The following is a 22,483-nucleotide window of genomic DNA, read 5'->3' as shown; positions in this document are numbered from 1 at the left end:
ACGCCGCCGCCGCCGCCAAAGATCTGGATGTGTTCGCCGCCGCGGCTTTTCAGCAGATCGACCATGTACTTGAAGTATTCGACATGTCCGCCCTGGTAGGAGCTGATGGCGATGCCCTGCGCGTCTTCCTGCAGGGCGGCCGTCACGACCTCATCGACGCTGCGGTTGTGCCCCAGGTGAATCACTTCGGCGCCCATGCTCTGCAAAATGCGCCGCATGATGTTGATGGCCGCATCGTGACCATCAAACAGGCTGGCGGCCGTGATGAAGCGCACCTTGTGGGTGGGGCGGTAGTTGGCAAGCGCCTGGTAGTCTGCGGACAGGTCGGTCATGGGAATTCCTCTGCTGTGGCGATGGGCTCCGGCTGGAGGCCAGAGTCGAATGATATTACGTTTACGTAAACGTCAATTAAAACGACCGCAAAAAGTTTTCACGCTTGAATGCGTCGTTTTTGGGGTGGTATCTTGAAATGCGGGATAACCCTTATGTATTTGTGTCCTGGCGCACCCTGTTGCGGAGCGTGAAATATTTTTTGGCAGGATTTAAAAAAATTCAGCACTTTTCGCGCTTAATTTCGCCCTCTTTGTGGAAAGTACTAGGACGGCATTCGGGTAAATCAGCTAGATTAGGGGTTGATCCGAGGCCTTAAGGGGCCGAAGAGGCGTGATGGCGTTGACTGACGTGTACGCACAAACTATTTACTACCTTGGAGACTTCATGAATATTCGTTTTGCCAAATTGGCTATTGCGTCTGCTGTTTTGAGCGTTGCCGGCATGGCCACCGCTGCCGAGCCGATCAAGATCGGGGTGCAAGGGCCTTTCACCGGCGGTTCTTCTTCCATGGGCGTGAGCATGCGTGACGGTGTCAGGCTTGCCGCCGAGGAAATCAACAAGAGCGGCGGCGTGATGGGCCGCAAGCTGCAACTCGTCGAGCGTGATGACGAGGCCAAGAACGAGCGCGGTGTGCAGATCGCCCAGGAACTGATCAACAAGGAAAAAGTTGCTGCGACGGTCGGCTACATCAACACCGGTGTGTCACTGGCATCGCAGCGTTTCTTCCAGGATGCCAAGATTCCCGTGATGAACAACGTGGCCACCGGCAGCATCGTCACGCAGCAGTTCAAGGACCAGCCCGATAACTACATTTTCCGCAATGCGGCTGCCGACAGCATTCAGGCGCCCATGATTGTGGAAGAGGCCGTCACCCGCCGCGGCTTCAAGAAGGTCGCCATTCTGGCTGACTCCACCAACTACGGCCAGCTCGGCCGCGAAGACCTGGAAAAAGCGCTGACCGCCAAGGGCGTCAAGCCTGTCGCCGTCGAGAAGTTCAACATCAAGGATGTGGACATGACCGCCCAGCTGCTCAAGGCCAAGGAAGCCGGTGCTGAAGTGATCCTGACCTATGCGATTGGTCCTGAACTGGCGCAGATCGCCAACGGCATGACCAAGCTCGGCTGGAAAGTGCCTATGGTCGGTAGCTGGACGCTCTCGATGGCCAACTTCATTGACAACGCCGGCCCTGGCGGAGAAGGCGCGCGCATGCCACAAACCTTCATCCAGCAGGCTGACACCCCCAAGCGCAAGGCCTTCATCGATGCCTACCTGAAAACCTTCAAGCCCAAGAACAACCGCATCGATTCACCGGTGTCGGCAGCGCAGGGCTATGACTCCGTCTATTTGCTGGCAGCTGCCATCAAGCAGGCCAACAGCACCGATGGCCCGAAAATTCGCGAAGCCCTGGAAAACCTCAACACCAAGGTTGAGGGCGTGGTGACGACTTATGACAAGCCGTTTACGAAAGCAGACCATGAAGCCATCACCGCCAATATTCCAGTGATGGGTGAAGTCAAGTCTGGCAAGGTGGTCTACGCCTATGCGGAAGACATGAAAAAAGGCGGCGACCTGCGCGTTAAAGACGCCAAGGCTGCAGCACCCGCTGCCAAGAAGTAATTTGGCGAGCTGATGTAAAAATCCGCACCGCGACGGCTGATTCAGCCTTCGCGGTGCTTTTTTATGTTGAGCGCCACTGAAGCCCGTTTCTATGCGCCATGCGCAGTAGTCGGGCTTTAACCCATTTTGTGGAACTGAATGTATGGAAATCCTGCTTCAACTTATTTTCAGCGGTATTGCGATGGGCATGATCTATGCGGTCATTGCTTTTGGCTACCAGCTGACCTTTCAGACCTCCGATACCCTTAATTTCGGCCAGGGCGATGCGCTCATGCTGGGTGCCATGGTCGGATTGACCCTGGTCGGCATGGGCGTGAATTACTGGCTGATGCTCCCCCTGGTCATTATTTTTGGTCTGTTTCAAGGGGGGCTGGTCGAGCGTATCGGCGTGCGTCCCGCTATCAAGATCAAGAGCGAGTTCGGCTGGATCATGTCGACGATCGCCTTGGGCATTATTTTCAAGAACGTGGCGGAAAATGTCTGGGGACGGGACGACATGAAGTTTCCGTCGCCGCTGCCCGAGTCGCCCCTCAAGGTGCTTGGTGCCAATGTGCTGCCCATGGAAATCCTCGTGGTGGTGGGCGCCGTGCTGATGATGCTGGCCGTTGAATTTTTCAACCGCAAGACGATTTACGGGAAGGCCGTCGTTGCCACTTTCAATGACCGCGACGCGGCCAAGCTGATGGGCATCAATACCGGCCTGGTGATCACCTTTTCCTACGCGCTGTCTTCTGCTTCTGCTGCGTTTGCCGGTGCGTTGGTCGCCCCGTTGACCATGACGGGCGCCACCATGGGTGCGGTGCTGGGTCTCAAGGCCTTTGCGGTCGCCATCATTGGCGGACTGACCAGCGGCATGGGCATCATTGTGGGCGGCATTATTTTGGGTGTGGCCGAAACCACCACTGGTTTTTACTTGTCCACGGGCTACAAGGACGTTCCCGGACTGGTGCTGTTGCTGCTGGTGCTGGCTTTCAAGCCTGCCGGCCTGTTCGGCAAAAACGCGATCAAGAAAGTTTGAAGATGAACCGCAAGACTCTTATTGCCGCTGTGTTGGGGCTGGCCTTGCTGGCCGCCGTGCCGCTCATGACCAGCAATTCCTATTACATCCACATGGTCGGCACGATCATGATTTACGCGATCCTGCTGTACGGGCTGGACATCGTGGTCGGCTATACCGGCCAGGTATCGCTGGGCCATGCCGGTTTGTTTGGCGTCGGTTCGTACACCGCCGGCGTGCTGTTCATGAAGCTGGGCGCGCCGCTGTGGGTCATCATCCCGGCCAGCATTGCCGTGACGGCTGCTTTTGGCGCCTTGCTGGCCCTGCCAGCGCTGCGCGTGACCGGGCCTTACCTGGCCATGGTGACGCTGGCCTTCGGCACCATCATCCAGATCCTGATCAACGAGATGACTTTCCTCACCGAAGGCCCGCTCGGCATCACGATTCCCAAGCCATCCATTGCCGGCTACAAGCTCGATGAGCACGACTTTTACTGGCTGACTTTTGCGCTCATGGTGATTTCGCTGGTGGTGGTCGACCGCATCCTGCGCTCGCAGCTGGGCCGTGCTTTCGAGGCGCTGCGCGGCAGCCCGGTGGCGTCTGACTGCATGGGCGTATCGGTCTATCGCTACAAAGTGTATGCCTTCGTGATCAGCGCCGGATTTGCCGGCCTGGCGGGTTGCCTGTATGCCTATTCAGAGCAGTACATCTCGCCCAACACCTACAACTTCGAGCTGACCGTGCTGTTCTTGCTGGCCGTCATCATGGGCGGGCGCAAGACCCGTTCCGGTGCCTTGCTGGGCGCTGCCATCATCGTGATCCTGCCCAAACTGCTGGACGACCTGGAACTGTTCCGCATGGTCGCCACGGTCCTGGCCGCGCTGATCACCGTCGGCGGTGTGGTGGGCATTTTCAAGAAGATCACCACGCCCAAGGCGATGGCCATTCCGGTGGTCGGAAGCATCGCGCTGGCCGGTTTTGCCTTCTGGCTGGAGTCGATCACCGACTGGCGGCTGAGCATCTTTGGCCTGATGATTCTGTTTGTCGTCTATTACCTGCAAAACGGTATCGTCGGCTTTGTGCGCGCGCTGTTCCATGTGCGCAAGCCTGCACCCGAGTTCATCGGCAAGGCAGGCGAGGACCATGGCAAGGATGCCATCTCGGTGGCCGCCAGTGCCGGCGGGGCCGAGGCCGGCGGCGATCTGCTGATTGCAAAAGGCGTGCTGATGCAGTTTGGCGGTCTGAAGGCGATCAACGAGGTCGATCTGCGCATCCAGCGCGGCACCATTCACGGCCTGATTGGCCCGAACGGTTCGGGCAAGAGCACCATGATGAACGTGCTGACCGGCATTTATGTGCCAACGGCCGGCAGCATCGACTTTGCGGGCCGCTCCGTGGTCGGGCGCACCTCGTCCGACATCGCGCTGTCAGGTATTGCCCGCACCTTCCAGAACGTGCAGCTGTTTGGCGAAATGACGGCGTTGCAGAACGTGCAGGTGGGCTTGCACCACACCTTCAACAGCAACATCGTGGATGTGGCGCTGCACACGCCGCGCTACCTGCGCGAGCAGGCCTCCGCCATCGAACGCGGCATGGGTTTGCTGCGCTTTGTCGGTCTGGCTGACCTGGCCACCGAAGAAGCGCGCAACCTGCCTTACGGCAAGCAGCGGCTGCTGGAGATTGCCCGGGCACTGGCGCTCGACCCGCAACTGCTGCTGCTGGACGAGCCGGCTGCCGGCCTGACCGCGCCTGACATCAAGGAGCTGGTGACCATCATCCGCAAGATCCGCGACCACGGCATCACCGTGATACTGATCGAGCACCACATGGATGTGGTGATGAGCATGTGCGACACCGTCTCGGTGCTCGACTTCGGCCAGAAAATTGCCGAGGGCAAGCCCGCCGATGTGCAGGCTGATGAAAAGGTCATCGAGGCTTACCTCGGTGGCACGGCCGCATAAGGAAGGAATTGACCATGTTGAGTATCAAGAATCTGGAAGCCGGGTACGGCAAGGTGCAGGTCCTGCACGGTATTTCGATGGAAGTGCCCAAGGGCAAGGTCGTCACGCTGATCGGCTCCAATGGCGCCGGCAAAACCACCACCATGCGCGCCATATCGGGAATGATCAAGCCCACGGCCGGCGAGATCAACCTGCACGGCAAGCGCATCGATGGCCTGGAGTCCTACACCATTGCCAAGCAGGGACTGGCCCACTCCCCTGAAGGACGGCGTGTCTTTGCCACCATGACGGTGACCGACAACCTGATCCTGGGCGCCTTTCCACGCCTGACCGGCAGCCGCCCCAAGGGCGACGTGCACGGCGACCTGGAGCGGGCGATGGAGCTTTTTCCGCGCCTCAAGGAGCGGCGCATGCAGCTGGCCGGCACGCTGTCCGGCGGTGAGCAGCAAATGCTGGCGATGGCCCGAGCCGTGATGCTGAACCCCGAAATCGTCTTGCTGGACGAGCCCTCCATGGGCCTGGCGCCCATCCTGGTGGAAGAGGTGTTCCGCATCATTGCCGACCTGAAGTCGCGCGGCGTCACCATGCTGCTGGTCGAGCAGTTCGCGGCTGCTGCCCTGAAGGTGGCGGATTATGGCTATGTGCTGGAAAATGGCCGGATCACGGTGCATGGCGAAGCGGCCAGCCTGCGCGACGACCCGGCGGTGAAGGCCGCCTATCTGGGCGGCGGGCACTGAGACTGAGGGGGCTTTGCTGCGGACGGTGCCCGCCCGCTAGATGATCTTCAAGCCCTTCAGGGCCGGATCGCTGGGCGGGTAGCGCAAGTCCATCTGTTGCAGCGTGCTGCGCACGATGGTGGCGATCATCAGGTTTCGGTGGGTCTTGGAGTCAGCGGGTACCACCGTCCAGGGCGCCCAGGGGCTGCTGGTGGCGTTCAGCAGATCCTCATAGGCTTGCTGGTATTGCGGCCACTGCTTGCGCACCTCCAGATCGCCCAGGCTGAACTTCCAGTTTTTGTCCAGGTCGTCAATGCGCTCCTGGAGCCGCCGGCCTTGCTCGTCAAGGCTGATGTGCAGCATGAACTTGAGCACGACCGTGCCGGTTTCGGTGAGCATGCGCTCAAAGTCGTTGATGTGCTGGTAGCGCTGGGCCGTTTGTGCGGGCGTAATCCAGCCGTTGACGGGCGGCACCAGCACATCCTCGTAGTGGCTGCGGTTGAAGATCATCATCTCGCCTGCGCGCGGCACCAACTGGTGAATGCGCCACAGATAGTCGTGCGCGCGTTCGTCCTCGCCAGGCGCTTTCCATCCCACGGTATGCACGCCCAGCGGGCTGATGCGGCTGAACACGCCGCGCAGGGTGCCGTCCTTGCCGGAGGTGTCAGTGCCCTGCAAAATCACCAGCAGCTTGTAGCGCTTGTCGGCGTAAAACAGGTTTTGCAGGGCATCAAGCTCGATCGCCAGTGCATCGACGGCCTCCCTGTCAGCCTGTTTGTCCCCGCCGGAAAAGGGCTTGGCCGCAGGATCGAAGTCAGTCAGCGACCAGCCTTTCCCTTTCTTGCCGCCGTCGGCGGGCGCCTTGCTGGCTGGGGGCGGTTGCCAGCGGGCAATCAGCTTGGCGAGCGACTTGAGGTCGGCCTTGCTCGGGGGCGCGTCTTGCGAGGCCGGCGCTTGAATATGGTTAGAGGACATCAGGGTCTCCAGGGGATTGTGGTTGTGGCCACCTGATTTTGCATGCTGCCCGGGATGCTGTGACGCAATACACTCGCCTTTTGCCTGCGGGCATCGTTTGACACACACCTCGACAGACTACGCCATGAAAACTGTGACACCACCGAATGCTTCCGCATCCTTCCAGGTTCAACCCGCATCAGGCTACGCCGGTGACATTGCACCGCCGCTTGCCTTTGCCTGGGTGCAGGCGGGCGAGGCGGTGTTGGTCGACGTGCGAAGCGACGCCGAGCGCGAATGGGTGGGCTATGTGCCGGGCGCGCTGGCGCTGGCCTGGAAGCAATGGCCCGGCATGGTGATGAATGCCGGTTTCGATGACGGCCTGAAGTCCGTGCCCGCCGGGAAAAAAGTTGTGTTGTTGTGCCGCAGCGGTGTGCGTTCCATCGCCGCTGCCCGGCGGGCCAGCGAACTGGGCCTGGAGGCCTACAACATCCTGGAGGGCTTTGAAGGCGATCCGGACGATCAGGGTCACCGGGGTCAGCGCGGGGGCTGGCGTTTTCATGGCTTGCCATGGTGCCAGAAATAAAAGCGAATCGGTCTTTTTATTTCTGGCTTTGGCTGGGGGCGTGAATGGTGCCAGGCAAATCTGTTCATAATTCAGCGCAATGACATTTTTAGCACTTGACGTGGGCAACACCCGCCTGAAATGGGCCATGTACGACGCGCCGGTCCCTGGCGCCAAACTGCTGGCCCAAGGTGCGGTGTTTCTGGAAAACATCGACAAACTCGCTGAAAACGAGTGGAGTACCATGCCCCCGCCCACGCGGATTCTCGGCTGCGTCGTGGCCAGCGACGCCATCAAGCGGCGCGTGGCCGAGCAAATGGACCTCTGGGAGGTGGCGCCGCGCTGGGTCGTGTCGAGCCCGCAAGAGGCCGGCCTGACCAACGGCTACGACCATCCGGCGCGCCTCGGTGCCGACCGCTGGGTCGCGATGATTGGCGCCTACCACCGGCTGCTGGCACGCGGCATCCGTAAACCCTGCGTGGTGGTGATGGTGGGCACGGCGGTGACGGTCGAGGCCATCGACACCTCCGGAAAATTTTTGGGCGGCATTATCTTGCCCGGCCACGGCATCATGCTGCGCGCGCTGGAGTCGGGCACAGCCGGCCTGCATGTGCCGACCGGCGATGTGACCGATTTCCCCACCAACACCAGCGATGCGCTGACCAGCGGCGGAACCTTTGCGATTGCGGGCGCCGTGCAGCGCATGGTTGAAAACCTCACCCGCCATTGCGGCCAGGCGCCCGCCTGCATCATGACCGGCGGCGCCGGCTGGAAGATGGCGCCCAGCATGTCGGTCGAGTTTGAACTGGTGGACAACCTGATTTTTGACGGGCTGCTGGAAATTGCCTCCCGCCGCTTTGCAAGCTGAAATTTTTAGAAACGAAACACCCATGTCAGACCTCAAAGCCACCTTCGACCAAGCCGTGCTGGACTCAAAAAACCTCAGCGAGCGCCCCGACAACGCCACGCTTTTGAAACTCTATTCCCTGTACAAGCAAGGCAGCACGGGCGACAACACGGAGGCAAAACCGGGCTTTGGCGACATGGTGGCGCGCGCCAAGTGGGACGCCTGGAGCAAGCTCAAGGGCACCGCGCAGGACGCTGCCATGCAGCAGTACATCGACCTGATTGCCGATCTGAGCTGATGGGCCGATCAGGGACGTAGAAATAATCGAAATACCTTCGTCATCGCGAACGAAGTGCTGGGATCCATCGCCCCTAAAGCGCAGTCATGGATTGCCGCGCTTCGCTCGCAATGACCGGGATGTTGGTAACTTCCTGTTCCCTTGGCTGCTGGTTATTCCCCTGCGGCCCGGTTGTCGGCCATCAGTTGGTCGAGGTTTTTGGCGATCTCCGCCTCTATCCTTTCCTTGAAGGCGCTGAGTAAAAAACCGAGTCTGGCGTTTAACGCGAAGCCGTCGGCGGTGACCGTGAGCGTGCCGCTCACGCCCGAGCGGATAAAGCTGACCTGGTCGCAACTCTGGCCTTGCTCGTAGGCGCAGGCCATGTCAAATTTTTCTTCGGCCTGTTCTGTCCATGTGAAGGCGATTTTGCGCGCCGCTGGCAGGCCCAGGGAGTGCGCGCGTTCGATCCGGATGTCAGCCATGGGGGATTCCTGTGGAGGGTGTCTGGGTTTTCAGGGCATTGTGCCGCGCATCTTTGGGCAGGCGGGCCAGCCGCTTCGCCGCATCATAAAACCGGAGCCAGTGGCGGCCTTCGCTTTCAAACAGCGCTTCAAAGCCGGGCACCAGATCGTCGTAGGCGGCCAGCGCGCCAAACGAGGCGTTGTTGGCGCGCGCTACCCAGGGGTCGTAGCCGGCATAGCCGCCCCAAGTGGCCTTGAGCCGCGCGTAGTCTTCGCGAAAGCGCTGCATTGCTATTAATTTAATAGCTGATAGCGACCGTTTATCCTCGGCTTCAGGGTCTTTCCCCTTGTAAATTTCCTCCAGTTCGCGCCGTGTGGCCAGGGCCAACGCCCGGAACTGCTGGCGCCTGCCGTCAAATTCGGCGTAGGCGTGGCGGGCTTGCGCGCTGGCCTGGCTGTCCAGCCACTGGCGGCTGCCCAGGCGTTCAACGGCCGTGGCAAATGATTCGTTGAACGCCGTGTCGTCCTGTACGTACAGCACCTGGTGCGCCAGTTCATGAAAAATAAGCCGCGCCAGCTCGCCTTCCGGATAAGCCACAAAAGTGCTCAGCAGCGGATCGCCGCCGGCCCAGTTCAGCCAGCCCAGGGTGGAGTAGGCCGGCACACCGTAGACGCTGACTTCCAGGCCCTGCTGCTTGAGCCGCGCAGCCTCGGCCATGGCGTCGGGCTCGCTGAAATAGCCGCGGTAGCCGACGCAGCCGGCCACCGGGAAACACCAGGTTTTCAGCGTCAGTGAAAACTCGGGCGCCGCCACCACGTTCCAGACCACGGCCTTGCGCTGCAGGTCCGCATAGCTGCGGTAGCTGGCGTTGTCGGGCAGGTGCAGCGCGGTCACGGCAAAGCTGCGAATCCGCTGGCTCAGCGTCAGCCGGGTTTTCAGCGTGGCGGGCGTTTGCGCATCGCCCAGCCAGTCGGCCACCGGCCGGGCGGCGTTGAGCAACTGCAGGTGGCCGCTGACCGACTGCCAGTAGTAACCCATGCTGGCACAACCCGTCAGCAGCAAAGCGGCCATGCCTGCGGCCAGTGCCGTGCGGAGTCCTGTGCTTGCCATGGCCGGCATGCGTTTCAATCTGCCCGGACTTGCACCAGGCAGTCGTAAAAAACCGGTCCGCGGCCCAGGTCGGTCAGGTGCTGGCTGGTGAGCTGGTTGACGTTGGTGCCGTCCAGGCCGAGCTTGCGCCACCAGATGCCCAGGCCATTGACCACGCCCGGCCGGGCGCGGCCTGAAACGCTGGCTTTGACCCGGTACTCGCCGCGCTGGTTGAACACGGTGACGATGCCGCCATGGGAGATGCCGCGCGCGGCGGCATCCTGGGCATGGATTTCAAGCACCGGCTCGCCCTCGATGTCGCGCAGGCTTTTCACGTTGACAAAGCTGGAGTTCAGGAAGTTGCGGGCGGGCGGCGAGATCATGGCCAGTGGGTAGTCTCGGGACGAGCCTGGCGTTTCGTAGTTGGGCACGTGGTTGGGCAGGCCATCCAGGCCCTGGGCCGCCAGCCGGTCGCTGAAAAATTCGCAGCGGCCTGACGGCGTGGGAAACGCGCCCTCGGCAAACGGCGCATCGGGCAGCTTCAGGCTTGCGAAGCCGCGCTCCAGCAATTGCTGAAAATCGACCTGGTCGCCAAATGCCGCGCGGCACAGCGTCTCGTCGCTATCGTTAAAACAGTCATCGCTAAACCCCATGTGGGCGGCCAACGCGCGAAAGATCTGCGTGTTGGGCCTGGCCTGGCCCAGCGGCGCGATGGCGGGGCGGTTCAGCAGCACGTCGGTGTGGCCGTAGGCGCTGTGCACGTCCCAGTGCTCGAGCTGCGTGGTGGCGGGCAGGATGAAGTCGGCGTAGTCGGCGGTGTCGGTCTGAAAATGTTCCAGCACCACGGTGAACAGGTCGTCGCGGGCAAAGCCCCGCACCACCTTGCCCGATTCGGGTGCGACCGCGACCGGGTTGCTGTTGTAGACGATCAGCGCCTCGATTTTGGGGCCGAACGCGGGCGAGCTTTCGCGCAGCAAGTCGTCGCCAATCGTGCTCATGTTGACGGTGCGCGGCTGGCGCCCGGCCAGCAGGTCGGGCCGCTGCAACGCGGCCCTGTCGACCGGGAACGCGCCCGAACTGCTGAGCAGCACGCCCCCCGCGCGGTGCCGCCAGGCGCCAATCAGTGCCGGTAAACACGCGACGGCGCGCACCGCGTTGCCGCCGCCGCGCACGCGCTGCATGCCGTAGTTCAGCCGGATCGCCGCCGGTTGCTGGCTGACAAGGCACTGGCCGTAGTCGCGCGCGAGCGCCCGGATTTGCGCGACCGGCACGCCGCACACCTCGGCGGCGCGCTCGGGCGGCCACTGCAGCGCCCGTTCGCGCAAACCCCCGTCCGGGCTGAGCCAGCCCAGCGTGTGGCGGGCGATGTAGTCGTGGTCCAGCCAGTCGTGGGTGATCAGCTCGTGCATCAGCGCCAGCGCCAGCGCGGCGTCGGTGCCCGGCAGCAGGGCGATGTGCTCGTGGCATTTCTCGGCGGTTTCGCTCCTGCGCGGGTCAATGCACACCAGCCGGGCGCCGTCCCGCTTGGCCTGCTGCGCATAGCGCCAGAAGTGCAGGTTGCTGCCAATCGAGTTGCTGCCCCAGATGATGATCAGCCTGGACTCGGCAAAAAACTCCACCCGCATGCCGACCTTGCCGCCCAGCGTTTGCGTCACGCCTTCGCCGCCCGCCGCCGCGCAAATCGTGCGGTCCAGCAGGGATGCGCCCAGCCGGTTGAAAAACCGCCCGGCCATGCTTTCGCTCTGCACCTGGCCCATGGTGCCCGCGTAGCTGTAGGGCACGATGGCTTCCGGGTTGCGCGCCGCAATCGCTTGGAGGCGGACCGCGATCTCGCTGAGCGCCGCGTCCCAGCCCACGGTTTCGTACTGGCCGCTGCCTTTGGGGCCCACGCGCTTGAGCGGCTGCAGCAGGCGCTCGGGGTGGTAGCTGCGCTCGGTGTAGCGCGACACCTTGGCGCACAGCACGCCGCCTGTGTGCGGATGGCCGGGGTTGCCCTGTACTCTGGTGGCCACGCCGTCCTCCACGGTGGTCAGCAGGGCGCAGGTGTCGGGGCAGTCATGGGGGCAGGCGCCGCGCACCTGCACCGGGCCCGTGGCGGGCTGCGGGGCCGGGGAGGCTGGGGCGATGCGGGTGGAGTTACTCATGGCCCAACTTTATCGTGAAAGGACACGCTGCAAAAACGCCGGGTGTTTAGGGCATACCCACCCCGGATGCGTTGGAAAACTCGATTAAAGTCACTTCGTGACAAAGTGTGCCGCGCGTCACTTATTGCTTTATTTCTTTAACCACCTTGCGAGAGCATGCACATGATTGTCAACCGCAGAAAATTCTCCCTTGCCACCGGTGCTGTCATGCTTGCAGGCTTTGGCACGGTGCGCGCCCAGTCCGAGGGGAAAATTATCCTCGGCCAGTCGGCGGCGTTCAGCGGTCCTGCCGCGCAGCTGGGTATTCAGTTTCACAACGGTGCCATGGTCTGCTTTGACCAGGTCAACGCGCAGGGCGGTATCGGCAAGCAACTGATTGAAATTCGCAAGCTCGACGACGGCTACGAGCCCGACCGCTGTGCCGAAAACACCCGCAAGCTGATTGCCGACGACGTGTTTGCGCTGTTTGGCTACATTGGCACACCCACGAGCCTGGTGGCTTTGCCGCAAGCCATCAAGGCCAAAGTACCCTTTATTGCCCCCTTTACCGGGGCCATGGCGCTGCGCGATCCGTTCAACAAATATGCCTTCCATGTGCGCGCGTCATACAACGACGAAACGGCATTGATCGTCAAGCAGCTGACCAGCCTGGGCCTCAAGAAAATTGCGGTTTTCTACCAGAACGATGCCTACGGCAAGGCCGGGCTCGACGGCGTGACGCTGGCCTTGGCAGGCCTGGGCCTCAAACCCGTGGCGCAAGCCACCGTGGAGCGCAACTCCGTGGACGTGGCCAAGGCGGTCCAGACCCTGGTGGCGGCCGGACCCGACGCGGTGGTCCAGATCGGCGCCTACAAATCGTGCGCCGCCTTCATCCGTGGTGCCAAGAAGGCCGGATTTGGCGGCACGTATTACAACGTGTCCTTTGTCGGCACGCAGGCGCTGGCCGACGAGCTGGGTAAGGACGGCGCCGGTGTGGTGGTGTCCCAGGTGATGCCTTCGCCCTACAGTTCAGCCCGGCCGATTGCGCGCGAGTTTGTTGCCGCCGTGAAAGCCGCCGGTTCCAGGGCCGACGTCAACTACTCCAGCATGGAAGGCTATGTGGCTGCAAGGCTGCTGGTGGAAGGGCTGCAGCGGGCCAGCGGCAAGCTGACCCGCGACGCCCTGATCGGCGGTCTGGAAGCCATTGGCAACCAGATGATGGGGGGCTTTGCGGTGTCGTTTTCACCCACCGACCACGTTGCTTCAGCCTTCGTGGAACTGTCGATGCTGACCGGCGACGGGCGCGTGCGTACCTGACCGGCGCCAAGCCGATTCAGTCATGGCCCTTGCGGGGCGGGGTCAGTTATGCTTGAACGCTGCTTTCAGCCCCGCCTCCAGACCTGACTTTTTTCCTTTCTCCCAGATGCCGTCCTTTTCCTTGTTGGCCCTGATCCGGCTCATGCGCCCGCACCAGTGGCTTAAAAACACCTTTGTGTTTGCCGGCCTGGTGTTCAGCCAGGCCTGGCAAGACGGGCCGCTGGCGTGGCGGGTGGCGCAGGCCTTTGCCGCGTTTTGCTGCTTCTCCAGCATGGTCTACATCCTCAACGACTGGCACGACCGCGTCGGTGATGCCCTGCACCCGGCCAAACGCCACCGGCCGCTGGCCACGGGGGCGGTGTCGGCGCGTGCGGCGCTGGTGCTGGCGGGTCTGCTGCTGGCGGCCGGCCTGTTGCTGGCTGCGGGCAACCGCACGCTGCTGGTGGTGCTGGGCTTGTATGTGTCGCTGAACCTGGCGTATTCGTGGCGGCTCAAGCGGGTGCCGGTGGTGGATGTGTCCATCATCGCCACCGGCTTCATGCTCAGGCTGCTGGCGGGCACGCTGGCGGTGGGGATTCCGCCTTCCCGCTGGCTGCTGCTGACCGGGATTTTTGTGACGCTGTTTCTTGGGTTTTGCAAGCGCAAGGCCGAAAGCTTTCAGGAAAAGGCCAGCCACCGCGCGGTGCTGGCGCATTACCCGGCGGCGCTGCTGGACACCTACATTGCCGTGACCCTGACCGCCACCCTGACCACCTACAGCCTGTTTGCCTCCAGCCCCGAGGCGCAGCTCCAGCACGGCGAGCGCCTGCTCTACACCGTGCCCGTGGTCGTTTTTGGCATGCTGCGCTACACCTACCAGGTGCACCGTGGCCACGGGGAAGACGTGGCGCGCGACTTGCTGCGCGACCCTTGGTTGCTGGCGGCCGGCGCGCTCTGGCTGCTGCTGTTTTTGAGTCCCTGGCTGTGAGCCCCGAGGCCAGGCCGCGCCCCAGGCTGCCGATCAAGCAACTGCTGCTGGTGCTGGGCCTGGTGGCGACCGCCTATGCGGCGGCGCTGCTGGTCTGGGGCGAGCGTCCCCAGGCTTCGCTGTCATTTTTGTGGTCGTGGACCGGGCTGCAGGCGGCCAGCCTGTGCCTGCTCAATTACGCGCTGCGCGGCCTGCGCTGGCGCCTGTGGATGGCGCATTACGGTCGCCATTTCGGGCCGATGCAGGGGCTGCGCCTGTACCTGGCGGGTTACGCGTTCACGCCCACGCCGGGCAATGTCGGGGAAGCTGTGCGGGGCCTGATGCTGGCGCGCCAGCCTTTAAGCGCCGGGCAAAGCCTGGCTATTTTTGGCGCCGAGCGGCTCGCTGATTTGCTGTGTTTGCTGCTGCTGTGCCTGCCTGCCGTGGCGTGGGGGATGGGGCAGGGCGCCCTGCGCGCGGCGCCCCCGTGGCTGCCCTGGCTGCTGGCGGCGGGCGCGCTGGCGGCGCTGGGGCTGCTGGCCGTCATGATCCGGTTCCGGCTGGCGCTGCTGCGGCGCTTTGCCTGGCTGGAGGGTGCCTGGCGCTGCCTGGCGCTGCGCCCGTGGGCCTGGTTCGGCCTGACGCTGGCCGCCTGGGCAGCGCAGGGCGTGGCCGTGTGGCTGATTTGCCGGGACATGAATGTGTCCCTGGAGGTGTTGACGGCCACCGGCTTTTACGCGGTGGCCATGGTGGCGGGCGCCTTGTCGGCCTTGCCCGCCGGGCTGGGCGGCACCGAAGCCGTGCTGGCCGGTTTGCTGGTGGCCTACGGCGCCACACCCGGCCAGGCCTTGAGCATCACCGTGCTGACGCGGCTGCTCACGCTGTGGCTGGCGGTGGCCATCGGGCTGGTGGCCTTGCTTTATAGTGCGGCCATTCGCAAGGAAATCAGTTTTCGGTAACTTCGGTAACGGCGGTCCTGCGCCCTTGGGTCCCCGTTCTTTTCCCCCCTTTCCCCGTTCGCCATGTCCCAGAATCCCGCATCCGCCCATTCCTCTGGAAATTTCCCCGCCACCCTGAGCCGCTGGCTACTGGCCGTCGGCCTGGGCTCGCTGCTGCTGCGGTTCTGGCTCGCGGTGAGCTTTCCGGTCAGCGGCGACGAGGCGCTTTTCTACTGGTGGGGCGTCTACCCCGACTGGGGCTACTCCGACCACCCGCCCATGGTCGGCTGGCTGATTGCGCTGATGCGAAGCACGCTGGGCGACAGCCTCTGGTCGATTCGCCTGCCGGCGGTGCTGCTGCCGCTGGGACTGGGCGCGGCGCTGTGGTGGGCGCTCAAGCCGGTGGACAAGGTGCGCGCGGCCTGGGCCGTGCTGTTCTTCTGGCTGGCGCCGCTGAACTGGCTCAACATGCTGGTCACCACCGACACGCCGCTGATCTTCTGGTCGGCGTTGTCGGTGGCCGCCCTGCTGCGGGCCGAGCGCCGTGCGCAGCTGGACCGCGCCGCGTACGGCCTGTACGCGCTGTCGGGGCTGTTTTTGGGCTGCGCCTTTTTGTCCAAGTATTTTTCGGTGGTGCTGGGGCTGGCCTACCTGGCCTACTTTGGCCTGTACCGGCGCGACCGGTTGGCGGGCTTGGGCCTGCTGGTGCTGTGCGCGCTGCCGGGGCCGGCCATCAACATCGCCTACAACGTGTCGCACGGCTGGTCCAACATCATGTTCAACGTCTACAACCGCAACGAAGATGCGGTGTTTGAGTGGCGCAAGCCGCTGATGTACTTGGGCATGATGGCCTACCTGGTCACGCCAGCGGCGCTGTGGCTGGCCTACAAGCACCGCCAGGCGCTGCTGCAGACCGCCAAAGCCCAGCGCCTGCTGGCCTGCCTGGTGCTGGTGCCGCTGCTGTTTTTCACCCTGCTGTCGGCCAAAAAGGTGATTGGCCTGCACTGGGTGCTGTCGTTTTACCCGTTTGGCTTTGCCTTTCTGGCGTTTTCCCTGCCGGCCGACAAGCTCAAGACCTGCGCCAGGGGGCTGGCGGTGTTTGCCGCGCTGCATGTGGCGGTGCTGGGCAGCCTGTACCTGGGCACGCTGGACGACTGGAAGAGCACCAAGCTGTATCCGCAAATCATCCGGAGCTACAAAACCGCTGAAATTCTTGGGCAGGTGCAAAGCCCCGGCGTGGTCTTGATGGCCGAGTCCTACACCGCAGCGTCGATCTACGGCTTTGAGCGGCGCCAGTACATGCCGGTGTTTGGCGTGGGCCGGTTTCACGCGCGGCAAGACGACATGCTGGTGGACTTTTCGGTCTACCAGGGCACGACCGTGCGCGTGATCACGGCCGACCCGCCGAAGCTGGAAAACTTCAAGCCCTATTTTGAGACGGTCACCGTGCTCAGCTTCACGCAAAGCGGGGTGCCGTTTTATGCGGTGCAAGGGACGGGCTTTAACTACGAGGCCTACCGCCAGGGCGTGCTGGGCCAGGCGTTCAGGCAGTTCTACAACATCCCGACCTGGCTGCCCATGACGGGCTGCCCGTTTTGCGAACGCTACTGCGGCCAGGTGCGATGTCCGCGGTAAGCCCGCCGGTGGCTGTCGCGGCCTTTGACTTTGACGGCACGCTGACCCGCAGCGACACGCTGCTGCCGTTTCTGGCGCGCGGCCTGGGCTGGCCGCGTTTTTTGTGGGCCATGCTGCGCTGCGCGCCCTGGCTGGCCGGGTACGCGCTGCGCCTGGTCCGCAACGATGTCGCCAAAGCCAGATTGATGCGGGCCACGCTGGGCGGACGCAGCCTGGCCGAGATGGATGACTGGCGCGCGCGCTGGCTGGCGAAAGACTTTCAGGGCCAGTGGCAGGACTGGACGCTGGCGCGGCTGGCCTGGCACCAGCAGGCCGGGCACTGCTGCGTCATCGTCAGCGCCTCGCCCGACATCTACCTGGCCCGCGTGGCCGAACAGCTGGGCGTGGACGGCCTGATCTGCACCGAAATGGAAGTGGCGCAGGGCGACGAGGGCGCTTGCCTGACGGGCCGCATGCGCACGCCCAACTGCCATGGCACGCAAAAAGTGCTGCGCCTGAACCACTGGCTGACCGCGCGCTTTGGTGCGGAGTCCCTCAGCGCCATGACGCTGTATGCCTATGGCGACACGGCCGGCGACAAACCTCTGCTGCGCCAGGCCCAGCAGGCCTGGTACCGGGGCAAGCCGTGGAAAGACGCTTTTTCGCGGGCCTGATGCCGCGCCGCATGGATCATTCCTGCAGTTCAACCACGGCCAGGTCCACATCCAGCCGCTCCCTTGCATCCAGTGCCAGGCTGTCGGCGGCCTGCTCGTAGAGACGGGTCGCTTCTTCCATGGCGCTGTTGCCTTCCAGCATGACCATGCCGTTGGCATATTCCATCAGCGCCAATGCGCAGCCGGGGTTCAGCGCGAGTGCCTTTTTGTACAGCGCCAGGCCCACCGTTTTTTTGGCGCCATAGGTCATGCCGCCAATCAGCACGCCCACCTTGTCGATGACTTCCGCATGAAAAGCCGCCAGTGCGACATGGGCATCAGCGTGCAGGGGCGCCAGTGTGAGGGTGTGCTCCAGTGCGGTCTTCACTTTATGGCCGAAGCCCTGCGCCAGCGCCTTGGCCACGCTGATGCCCTGGCTGTAGCGCCCCAGGGCGTAGGCCTGCCAGTACCAGGCGTTGGCATTGGTCGGGTCCACCGCCTGCTGCGCTTCAGCGCGCCCGGCCACTTCCATGAACAGCGCCAGCTTGACTTTTTCCTGGGGTTCCAGGTAGTTGGCATACATGCTGGTGGCCTTGTTGGCGGCTGTGATGCCGTCGCCACCGGCCGCGAGGCCGGCCAGTGCCGCCTGCTCGAACTCGCCGTTATGAAACAGCACCCAGGCCTGCAGCACGGCTGGGTCCGTGGGCAGCGCTTCGCAGTCGCCCCGGTGCAGCCGGTCCCAGTGCTGTGTCACGGCGGCAGCATCAAACGCATAGTCGCCCGCGTGGGGAAAGGCGGTCCATTGGGCCATGGGGGTGTCTCCTTGATGCATCTTATTGGTCTTGTTTATAGCGCGGTTTGCGGGCTCAGCCTGCATGGTCTGCGGGTCCGTTGTAGGCGTTGACGAGCGCCTGCAAATGCGTGCGCTGGCCGGTCTCCAGGTAGGGCACCAGCAGGTTCAGCACATGGTGCGCGCCCCGCAGCAAGGCCGCCTGCGCGTTGGCCGGCTCCAGCGCGTTGCGCGGGTCGCGCACGTATTCAAAGTTCAGCCAGTAGGTCAGCACCACCACCATGCTGGTGGCAGTGGCTTGTACTTCGCGCGCATCCATGCGGATGGCGCCCGCGCGGCTCATGCCGTCCAGCAGGGCCCTGACGGCGCGCGTCTTGTTTTTGAGCACCCATTGGAAGTGGGTTTCAAGCCGGCGGTTTTTGCTCAGCAGGTCATTCAGGTCGCGGTACAGGAAGCGGTATTGGCAGATCAGCTCAAACAGCGAGTGCATGAAAAACCAGGCGTCTTCGACGTTGCGCACGCCGTCGCTGGCATTGAGCAGCTCACCCAGGGCTTTTTCGTAGCGGTCAAACAGCGAGTTGATCAACTCGTCTTTGGCCGGGTAGTGGTAGTAGAGGTTGCCCGGGCTGATGCCGAGTTCAGCGGAAATCAGCGTGGTCGAGACATTGGGCTCGCCAAAGCGGTTAAAAAGGTCAAGCGCGGCCTCCAGAATCCGCTCTGCCGTGCGGCGCGGCGCTTTTTTGGCCATGGCTGTCTCCCCGGTTTTGTTTTTTCGTACTCTAACCCAACAGCGCCTTGTGCGGAATTAGGGAATCTCATGACGGGGCGGCAGGGTCAGCGCCAGAACTGAACCCGGCCCATGAAGCGGTGCAATCCATCTCTGTCATTGCGAACGAAGTGCGGCAATCCATGACTGCGCTTTTTCGACGATGGATCGCCGCGCTTCGCTCGCAATGACAAACCGGGGGCCGGTTCATAGAGATGCCACAGGGTGGGCGCCTTGCTAAAACGAAAATAGGGACAGACTGTCCCTATTTGATAGCTTGAGGCCTGTCTTGCGCGGTCAGGCTGGCTTGCGGGCTGCTGGCCGCTTGGCTGCGCTGCTGTTTGCTTGGGGTACTGCCGTTTTAGCCGCAGTTTTGGCCACGGCTTTCCTGGCCGCCGGTGCTTTGGGGTTCTGCGCATCGATGCGTTTTTCAAGTTCATCCATGCGCGCCACTAATGCGTCCACATCCCGGGCCGACGGCACGCCGAGCTTGTTCAGCGCCTTGGCCACGCGATCTTCAAATATGTTCTCCAGCTTGTCCCACTGGTAGCCAGCCCTGGATTGAATGTCGCTGGCCAGGTGGGTCATCTTGCGGGTGGCGTCAGAGATCTTTTCTTCGGCCGTCGACTGGGTCTTGCGCTGAATGGTCAGGCCTTCCTTGACCAGGGCTTCAAACACCTTGCCGCCTTCTTGTTGCGCCTTGGAAAAGGCACCCAGGCCAGCCAGCCAGATTTGCTGGGCCGAGTCCTTGACGGCACCAGTCAGGTCCGGGCTGGCCTGGCTGTCCGCGCTGTCTTTTTGCATTTTCTTGCTCATGAGTCTCTCCACGTAGATTGAAAGTTTGCGCAGACCATTTGCTGCGCACAGCAAAAATATAAGCCCTTCATGCTGCGGTTTTTAGGGGCTGGCTTCTAGAACGCCAGTCTGTGCGGGCTTCGCGCTGCGAACGGGGCTTACAGGTGTAAGTTTGCGCAGGCAGGTGCCACGTAAAATGGCGACCTGTTTACAAAAGCTGCTAAAAAATTCATGGATGAAATTCAAAGCCCTGTGCCCGCCACGGTGAATGAGCCCGGCCTGCTTGATCTGCTGGTCACCCTGGCCGAAAACGCCAGGCTGCTCATCATCGGGCCCTTGTTTATGGGGATCTGTGCCTTGGGCCTGGGCTTTGTGCTGCCGCCAACTTACCAGAGCGTGGCCGTGCTCCAGGCCGAGCAGGCCACCGCCAGCCTGATGACCACCGCCGCCGTGCTGGACCCGGTGGCTGCGGGCTTGGGCATGGACAAGGACGACAGCGTCGAGGAAGCCCGCCGCACGCTGCGCGAGAACCTCAAGGTTGCAGTTGGCCGAAACGACAAGCTGCTCACGCTCACCGTCTCAGCCCCCACGCCCCAGCAGGCGCAAGCCACGGCCAATGCCCTGCTCCAGCAAACCTATCTGCAAAGCCGGCCCAAGGGCAGCGTGGGCAAGCGTCTTCAGGGGCAACTGGCAGAAGCGCAAGGACGCCTCAAAAACGCTGAAAGTGCCGCCGCCGGAATGCTCAAACGTCTGGAAACGTCTGTCGTCAGCGCCCCCGGCGGAAGCGAATTGGCCCGTGGTTACGCCGACCTGCTGACCGCCGCCGCCGCCGCTCAAGGCCAGGTCAGCGCGCTGGAAACTCAGCTTGAAGGCCTGAACGAGGCCCTGCTGGTGCAGGCTCCCACCCTGCCGCAAAAAGCCAGCCAGCCCAAAAAGGCGCTGATGGTCATTGGCGCCACCCTGGGGACGGGGCTGCTGCTGCTGCTGTTCATTTTTGTGCGGCAGGCGCTGCGTACTACCGCCACCGATGCCAATGCTGCCAGCAAGCTGGCACGCATTCGCCGGGCGCTGGGCCTGAAAAATCAAGCGGCTTGACGCAAAAAAATCTGACCCACAAGAGCTAAAAAAACATGACCATCCTCATCACCGGAGCCGCCGGCTTCATAGGCGCCAACTTCGTGCTCGACTGGCTCGCGCAGTCCGACGAGCCCGTCGTCAACCTCGACAAACTCACCTACGCCGGCAACCTCGAAACCCTGGCCAGCCTGCAGGACGATGCGCGCCACACCTTTGTGCAGGGCGACATTGGCGACGCGGAACTGGTCGCCCGCCTGCTGGCCCAGCACCAGCCCCGTGCCGTCCTCAACTTCGCCGCCGAAAGCCATGTGGACCGCTCCATCCACAGCCCCGAAGATTTCATCCAGACCAACATCGTCGGCACCTTTCGCCTGCTGGAAGCCGTGCGCGCTTACTGGGGCGGCTTGCCTGAAGATGCGAAATCGGCCTTCCGATTCCTGCATGTTTCCACCGACGAGGTCTACGGCTCCCTGGGTGCCACCGACCCGGCCTTCACCGAAACCCACCGCTACGAGCCCAACAGCCCCTACAGCGCCAGCAAGGCCGCCAGCGACCACCTGGTGCGCGCCTACCACCACACCTACGGCCTGCCGGTGCTCACCACCAACTGCAGCAACAACTACGGCCCCTACCATTTCCCCGAAAAGCTCATTCCCCTGATGATCGTCAACGCCCTGGCCGGCAAACCGCTGCCCGTCTACGGCGACGGCATGCAGGTGCGCGACTGGCTCTACGTCAAGGACCACTGCAGCGCCATCCGCCGCGTGCTGGATGCCGGCCGGCCCGGCGAGGTCTACAACATCGGCGGCTGGAACGAAAAACCCAACATCGAGATCGTGCACACCGTCTGCGCTTTGCTCGATGAGTTGCGCCCCAAGCCAGATGCCAACAGCTACAGCGCGCAGATCAGCTATGTCAAGGACAGACCCGGCCACGACCGGCGCTACGCCATCGACGCCAGCAAGATCGAACGCGAACTGGGCTGGAAGCCCGCCGAGACCTTCGAGTCCGGCATCCGCAAGACCGTGCAGTGGTACCTGGCCAACCCCGAGTGGGTGGCCCATGTGCAAAGCGGCGCCTACCGCGACTGGGTGCAGACGCAGTACGCTGCAACAGCTGAAGCATGAAAATCCTGCTCCTCGGCAAAAACGGCCAGGTCGGCTGGGAACTCCAGCGCAGCCTGGCCCCGCTGGGCGAAGTCATCGCACTGGACCGCCACAGCCAGGATTTCTGCGGTGACCTGAGTAAGCTGCAAGGCCTGGCCGCTACCGTGCAAGCGGTGCGCCCGGACCTCATCGTCAATGCCGCTGCCCATACCGCCGTAGACAAAGCCGAAAGCGAGCCCGAACTGGCCCGCACCCTGAACGCCCTGGCCCCCGGCGTGCTGGCGCAAGAAGCCCACAAGCTCGGCGCCTGGCTGGTGCATTACTCCACTGACTACGTGTTTGACGGCAGCGGCAGCCAGCCGTGGCTGGAAACCGATACCCCCGCACCGCTCAGCGTCTATGGCCAGACCAAGCTTGAAGGCGAGCAGTTGATAGCGACCCACTGCAGCCGGCACCTGATCTTCAGAACCAGCTGGGTCTACGCGGCACGCGGCGGCAACTTTGCCAAAACCATGCTGCGCCTGGCGCAAGAGCGCGAAC

Annotated in this window: 23 protein-coding genes; 15 read left to right on the top strand and 8 right to left on the bottom strand. The window is 62.9% G+C overall.

The features are described 5' to 3' along the window. On the bottom strand, positions 1–332 hold a 332-nt coding region (locus IV091_RS15565; RefSeq protein ID WP_293470171.1), incomplete at its 3' end, for a cobalamin-dependent protein. 385 nt (positions 333–717) lie between these two features. Here IV091_RS15565 and IV091_RS15560 point away from each other — a divergent pair. The 4 genes from IV091_RS15560 to IV091_RS15545 all read left to right on the top strand — a co-directional run bounded on the left by IV091_RS15560 (position 718) and on the right by IV091_RS15545 (position 5,645). Further along, a complete protein-coding gene (locus IV091_RS15560; protein WP_293470170.1) occupies positions 718–1,950 on the top strand; it encodes an ABC transporter substrate-binding protein in 1,233 nt (410 codons plus the stop codon). 142 nt (positions 1,951–2,092) lie between these two features. Further along, positions 2,093–2,968 carry a branched-chain amino acid ABC transporter permease gene (locus tag IV091_RS15555; RefSeq protein ID WP_293470169.1) on the top strand — a complete coding sequence of 292 codons (876 nt, stop codon included), beginning with the start codon at positions 2,093–2,095 and terminating at the stop codon, positions 2,966–2,968. 2 nt (positions 2,969–2,970) lie between these two features. Next, positions 2,971–4,908: a branched-chain amino acid ABC transporter ATP-binding protein/permease gene (locus tag IV091_RS15550; protein ID WP_293470168.1), complete on the top strand. Its 1,938-nt coding sequence runs from the start codon at positions 2,971–2,973 to the stop codon at positions 4,906–4,908. A 14-nt stretch (positions 4,909–4,922) separates the two neighbouring features. Further along, positions 4,923–5,645 carry an ABC transporter ATP-binding protein gene (locus tag IV091_RS15545; protein ID WP_293470167.1) on the top strand — a complete coding sequence of 241 codons (723 nt, stop codon included), beginning with the start codon at positions 4,923–4,925 and terminating at the stop codon, positions 5,643–5,645. A 36-nt stretch (positions 5,646–5,681) separates the two neighbouring features. On the opposite strand, the gene IV091_RS15540 is transcribed toward IV091_RS15545, so the two are convergent. Continuing rightward, the gene (locus IV091_RS15540; protein WP_293470166.1) at positions 5,682–6,599 is read right to left on the bottom strand and encodes a PPK2 family polyphosphate kinase; all 918 of its coding nucleotides are present in this window, start codon (positions 6,597–6,599) and stop codon (positions 5,682–5,684) included. A gap of 124 nt (positions 6,600–6,723) precedes the next feature. Between IV091_RS15540 and IV091_RS15535 the strand changes: the two genes are divergently transcribed. From IV091_RS15535 to IV091_RS15525, 3 genes are all read left to right on the top strand, one after another. Further along, entirely contained in the window at positions 6,724–7,164 is a 441-nt protein-coding gene (locus IV091_RS15535) for a rhodanese-like domain-containing protein (RefSeq protein WP_293470165.1), read from the top strand. A 79-nt stretch (positions 7,165–7,243) separates the two neighbouring features. Beyond that, entirely contained in the window at positions 7,244–8,011 is a 768-nt protein-coding gene (locus IV091_RS15530) for a type III pantothenate kinase (protein ID WP_293470164.1), read from the top strand. Between the two features lie 22 nt (positions 8,012–8,033). After that, on the top strand, positions 8,034–8,288 hold the full coding sequence (locus tag IV091_RS15525; protein WP_293470163.1) for an acyl-CoA-binding protein: 255 nt from the start codon (positions 8,034–8,036) through the stop codon (positions 8,286–8,288). A gap of 152 nt (positions 8,289–8,440) precedes the next feature. Here IV091_RS15525 and IV091_RS15520 read toward each other — a convergent pair whose 3' ends face one another. Genes IV091_RS15520 through IV091_RS15510 form a run of 3 tightly spaced genes read right to left on the bottom strand, consistent with a single transcriptional unit; the run spans position 8,441 to position 11,962 of the window. Next, positions 8,441–8,749 (bottom strand): polyhydroxyalkanoic acid system family protein, encoded by a 309-nt coding sequence (locus IV091_RS15520; protein WP_293470162.1) that lies wholly within the window; start codon positions 8,747–8,749, stop codon positions 8,441–8,443. After that, the gene (locus tag IV091_RS15515; protein WP_293470161.1) at positions 8,742–9,839 is read right to left on the bottom strand and encodes an aminopeptidase; all 1,098 of its coding nucleotides are present in this window, start codon (positions 9,837–9,839) and stop codon (positions 8,742–8,744) included. The genes IV091_RS15520 and IV091_RS15515 overlap by 8 nt, the downstream gene beginning before the upstream one ends. A gap of 14 nt (positions 9,840–9,853) precedes the next feature. Then, positions 9,854–11,962, bottom strand: a complete 2,109-nt coding sequence (locus IV091_RS15510) for a molybdopterin oxidoreductase family protein (RefSeq protein ID WP_293470160.1) — start codon at positions 11,960–11,962, stop codon at positions 9,854–9,856. 162 nt (positions 11,963–12,124) lie between these two features. Between IV091_RS15510 and IV091_RS15505 the strand changes: the two genes are divergently transcribed. The 5 genes from IV091_RS15505 to IV091_RS15485 all read left to right on the top strand — a co-directional run bounded on the left by IV091_RS15505 (position 12,125) and on the right by IV091_RS15485 (position 17,430). Next, complete coding sequence (locus IV091_RS15505; RefSeq protein WP_293470159.1) at positions 12,125–13,258, top strand: ABC transporter substrate-binding protein; 1,134 nt, start codon at positions 12,125–12,127, stop codon at positions 13,256–13,258. A 106-nt stretch (positions 13,259–13,364) separates the two neighbouring features. Then, entirely contained in the window at positions 13,365–14,225 is an 861-nt protein-coding gene (locus tag IV091_RS15500) for a decaprenyl-phosphate phosphoribosyltransferase (RefSeq protein ID WP_293470158.1), read from the top strand. Beyond that, complete coding sequence (locus IV091_RS15495; protein WP_293470157.1) at positions 14,222–15,163, top strand: lysylphosphatidylglycerol synthase transmembrane domain-containing protein; 942 nt, start codon at positions 14,222–14,224, stop codon at positions 15,161–15,163. The genes IV091_RS15500 and IV091_RS15495 overlap by 4 nt, the downstream gene beginning before the upstream one ends. Positions 15,164–15,226: 63 nt before the next feature. After that, positions 15,227–16,777 carry a glycosyltransferase family 39 protein gene (locus IV091_RS15490; RefSeq protein WP_293470156.1) on the top strand — a complete coding sequence of 517 codons (1,551 nt, stop codon included), beginning with the start codon at positions 15,227–15,229 and terminating at the stop codon, positions 16,775–16,777. Further along, positions 16,765–17,430 (top strand): HAD-IB family hydrolase, encoded by a 666-nt coding sequence (locus tag IV091_RS15485; RefSeq protein WP_293470155.1) that lies wholly within the window; start codon positions 16,765–16,767, stop codon positions 17,428–17,430. Before IV091_RS15490 ends, IV091_RS15485 begins: the two co-directional genes overlap by 13 nt. A 16-nt stretch (positions 17,431–17,446) precedes the next feature. Here the strand turns inward: IV091_RS15485 and IV091_RS15480 are convergent, their stop codons facing one another. From IV091_RS15480 to IV091_RS15470, 3 genes are all read right to left on the bottom strand, one after another. Then, positions 17,447–18,220, bottom strand: coding sequence for a hypothetical protein (locus tag IV091_RS15480; protein ID WP_293470154.1), 774 nt, complete (start codon positions 18,218–18,220; stop codon positions 17,447–17,449). A 55-nt stretch (positions 18,221–18,275) separates the two neighbouring features. After that, entirely contained in the window at positions 18,276–18,947 is a 672-nt protein-coding gene (locus tag IV091_RS15475) for a TetR/AcrR family transcriptional regulator (protein ID WP_293470153.1), read from the bottom strand. Positions 18,948–19,262: 315 nt separating this feature from the next. After that, positions 19,263–19,781, bottom strand: coding sequence for a phasin family protein (locus tag IV091_RS15470; RefSeq protein ID WP_293470152.1), 519 nt, complete (start codon positions 19,779–19,781; stop codon positions 19,263–19,265). Positions 19,782–19,991: 210 nt separating this feature from the next. Here IV091_RS15470 and IV091_RS15465 point away from each other — a divergent pair, with 210 nt between their 5' ends. The 3 genes from IV091_RS15465 to IV091_RS15455 form a co-directional block, all read left to right on the top strand. Continuing rightward, entirely contained in the window at positions 19,992–20,855 is an 864-nt protein-coding gene (locus IV091_RS15465) for a Wzz/FepE/Etk N-terminal domain-containing protein (RefSeq protein ID WP_293470151.1), read from the top strand. Between the two features lie 35 nt (positions 20,856–20,890). Then, complete coding sequence (gene rfbB / locus IV091_RS15460) at positions 20,891–21,964, top strand: dTDP-glucose 4,6-dehydratase (protein ID WP_293470150.1); 1,074 nt, start codon at positions 20,891–20,893, stop codon at positions 21,962–21,964. Beyond that, a partial coding sequence (locus tag IV091_RS15455) for a sugar nucleotide-binding protein (RefSeq protein ID WP_293470149.1) occupies positions 21,961–22,483 on the top strand: 523 nt, incomplete at its 3' end. The genes rfbB and IV091_RS15455, both read left to right, overlap by 4 nt.

This window comes from Polaromonas sp., assembly GCF_018780625.1.
GTDB lineage: Bacteria > Pseudomonadota > Gammaproteobacteria > Burkholderiales > Burkholderiaceae_C > Polaromonas.
This window is presented reverse-complemented; position numbering and strand designations above follow the sequence as displayed.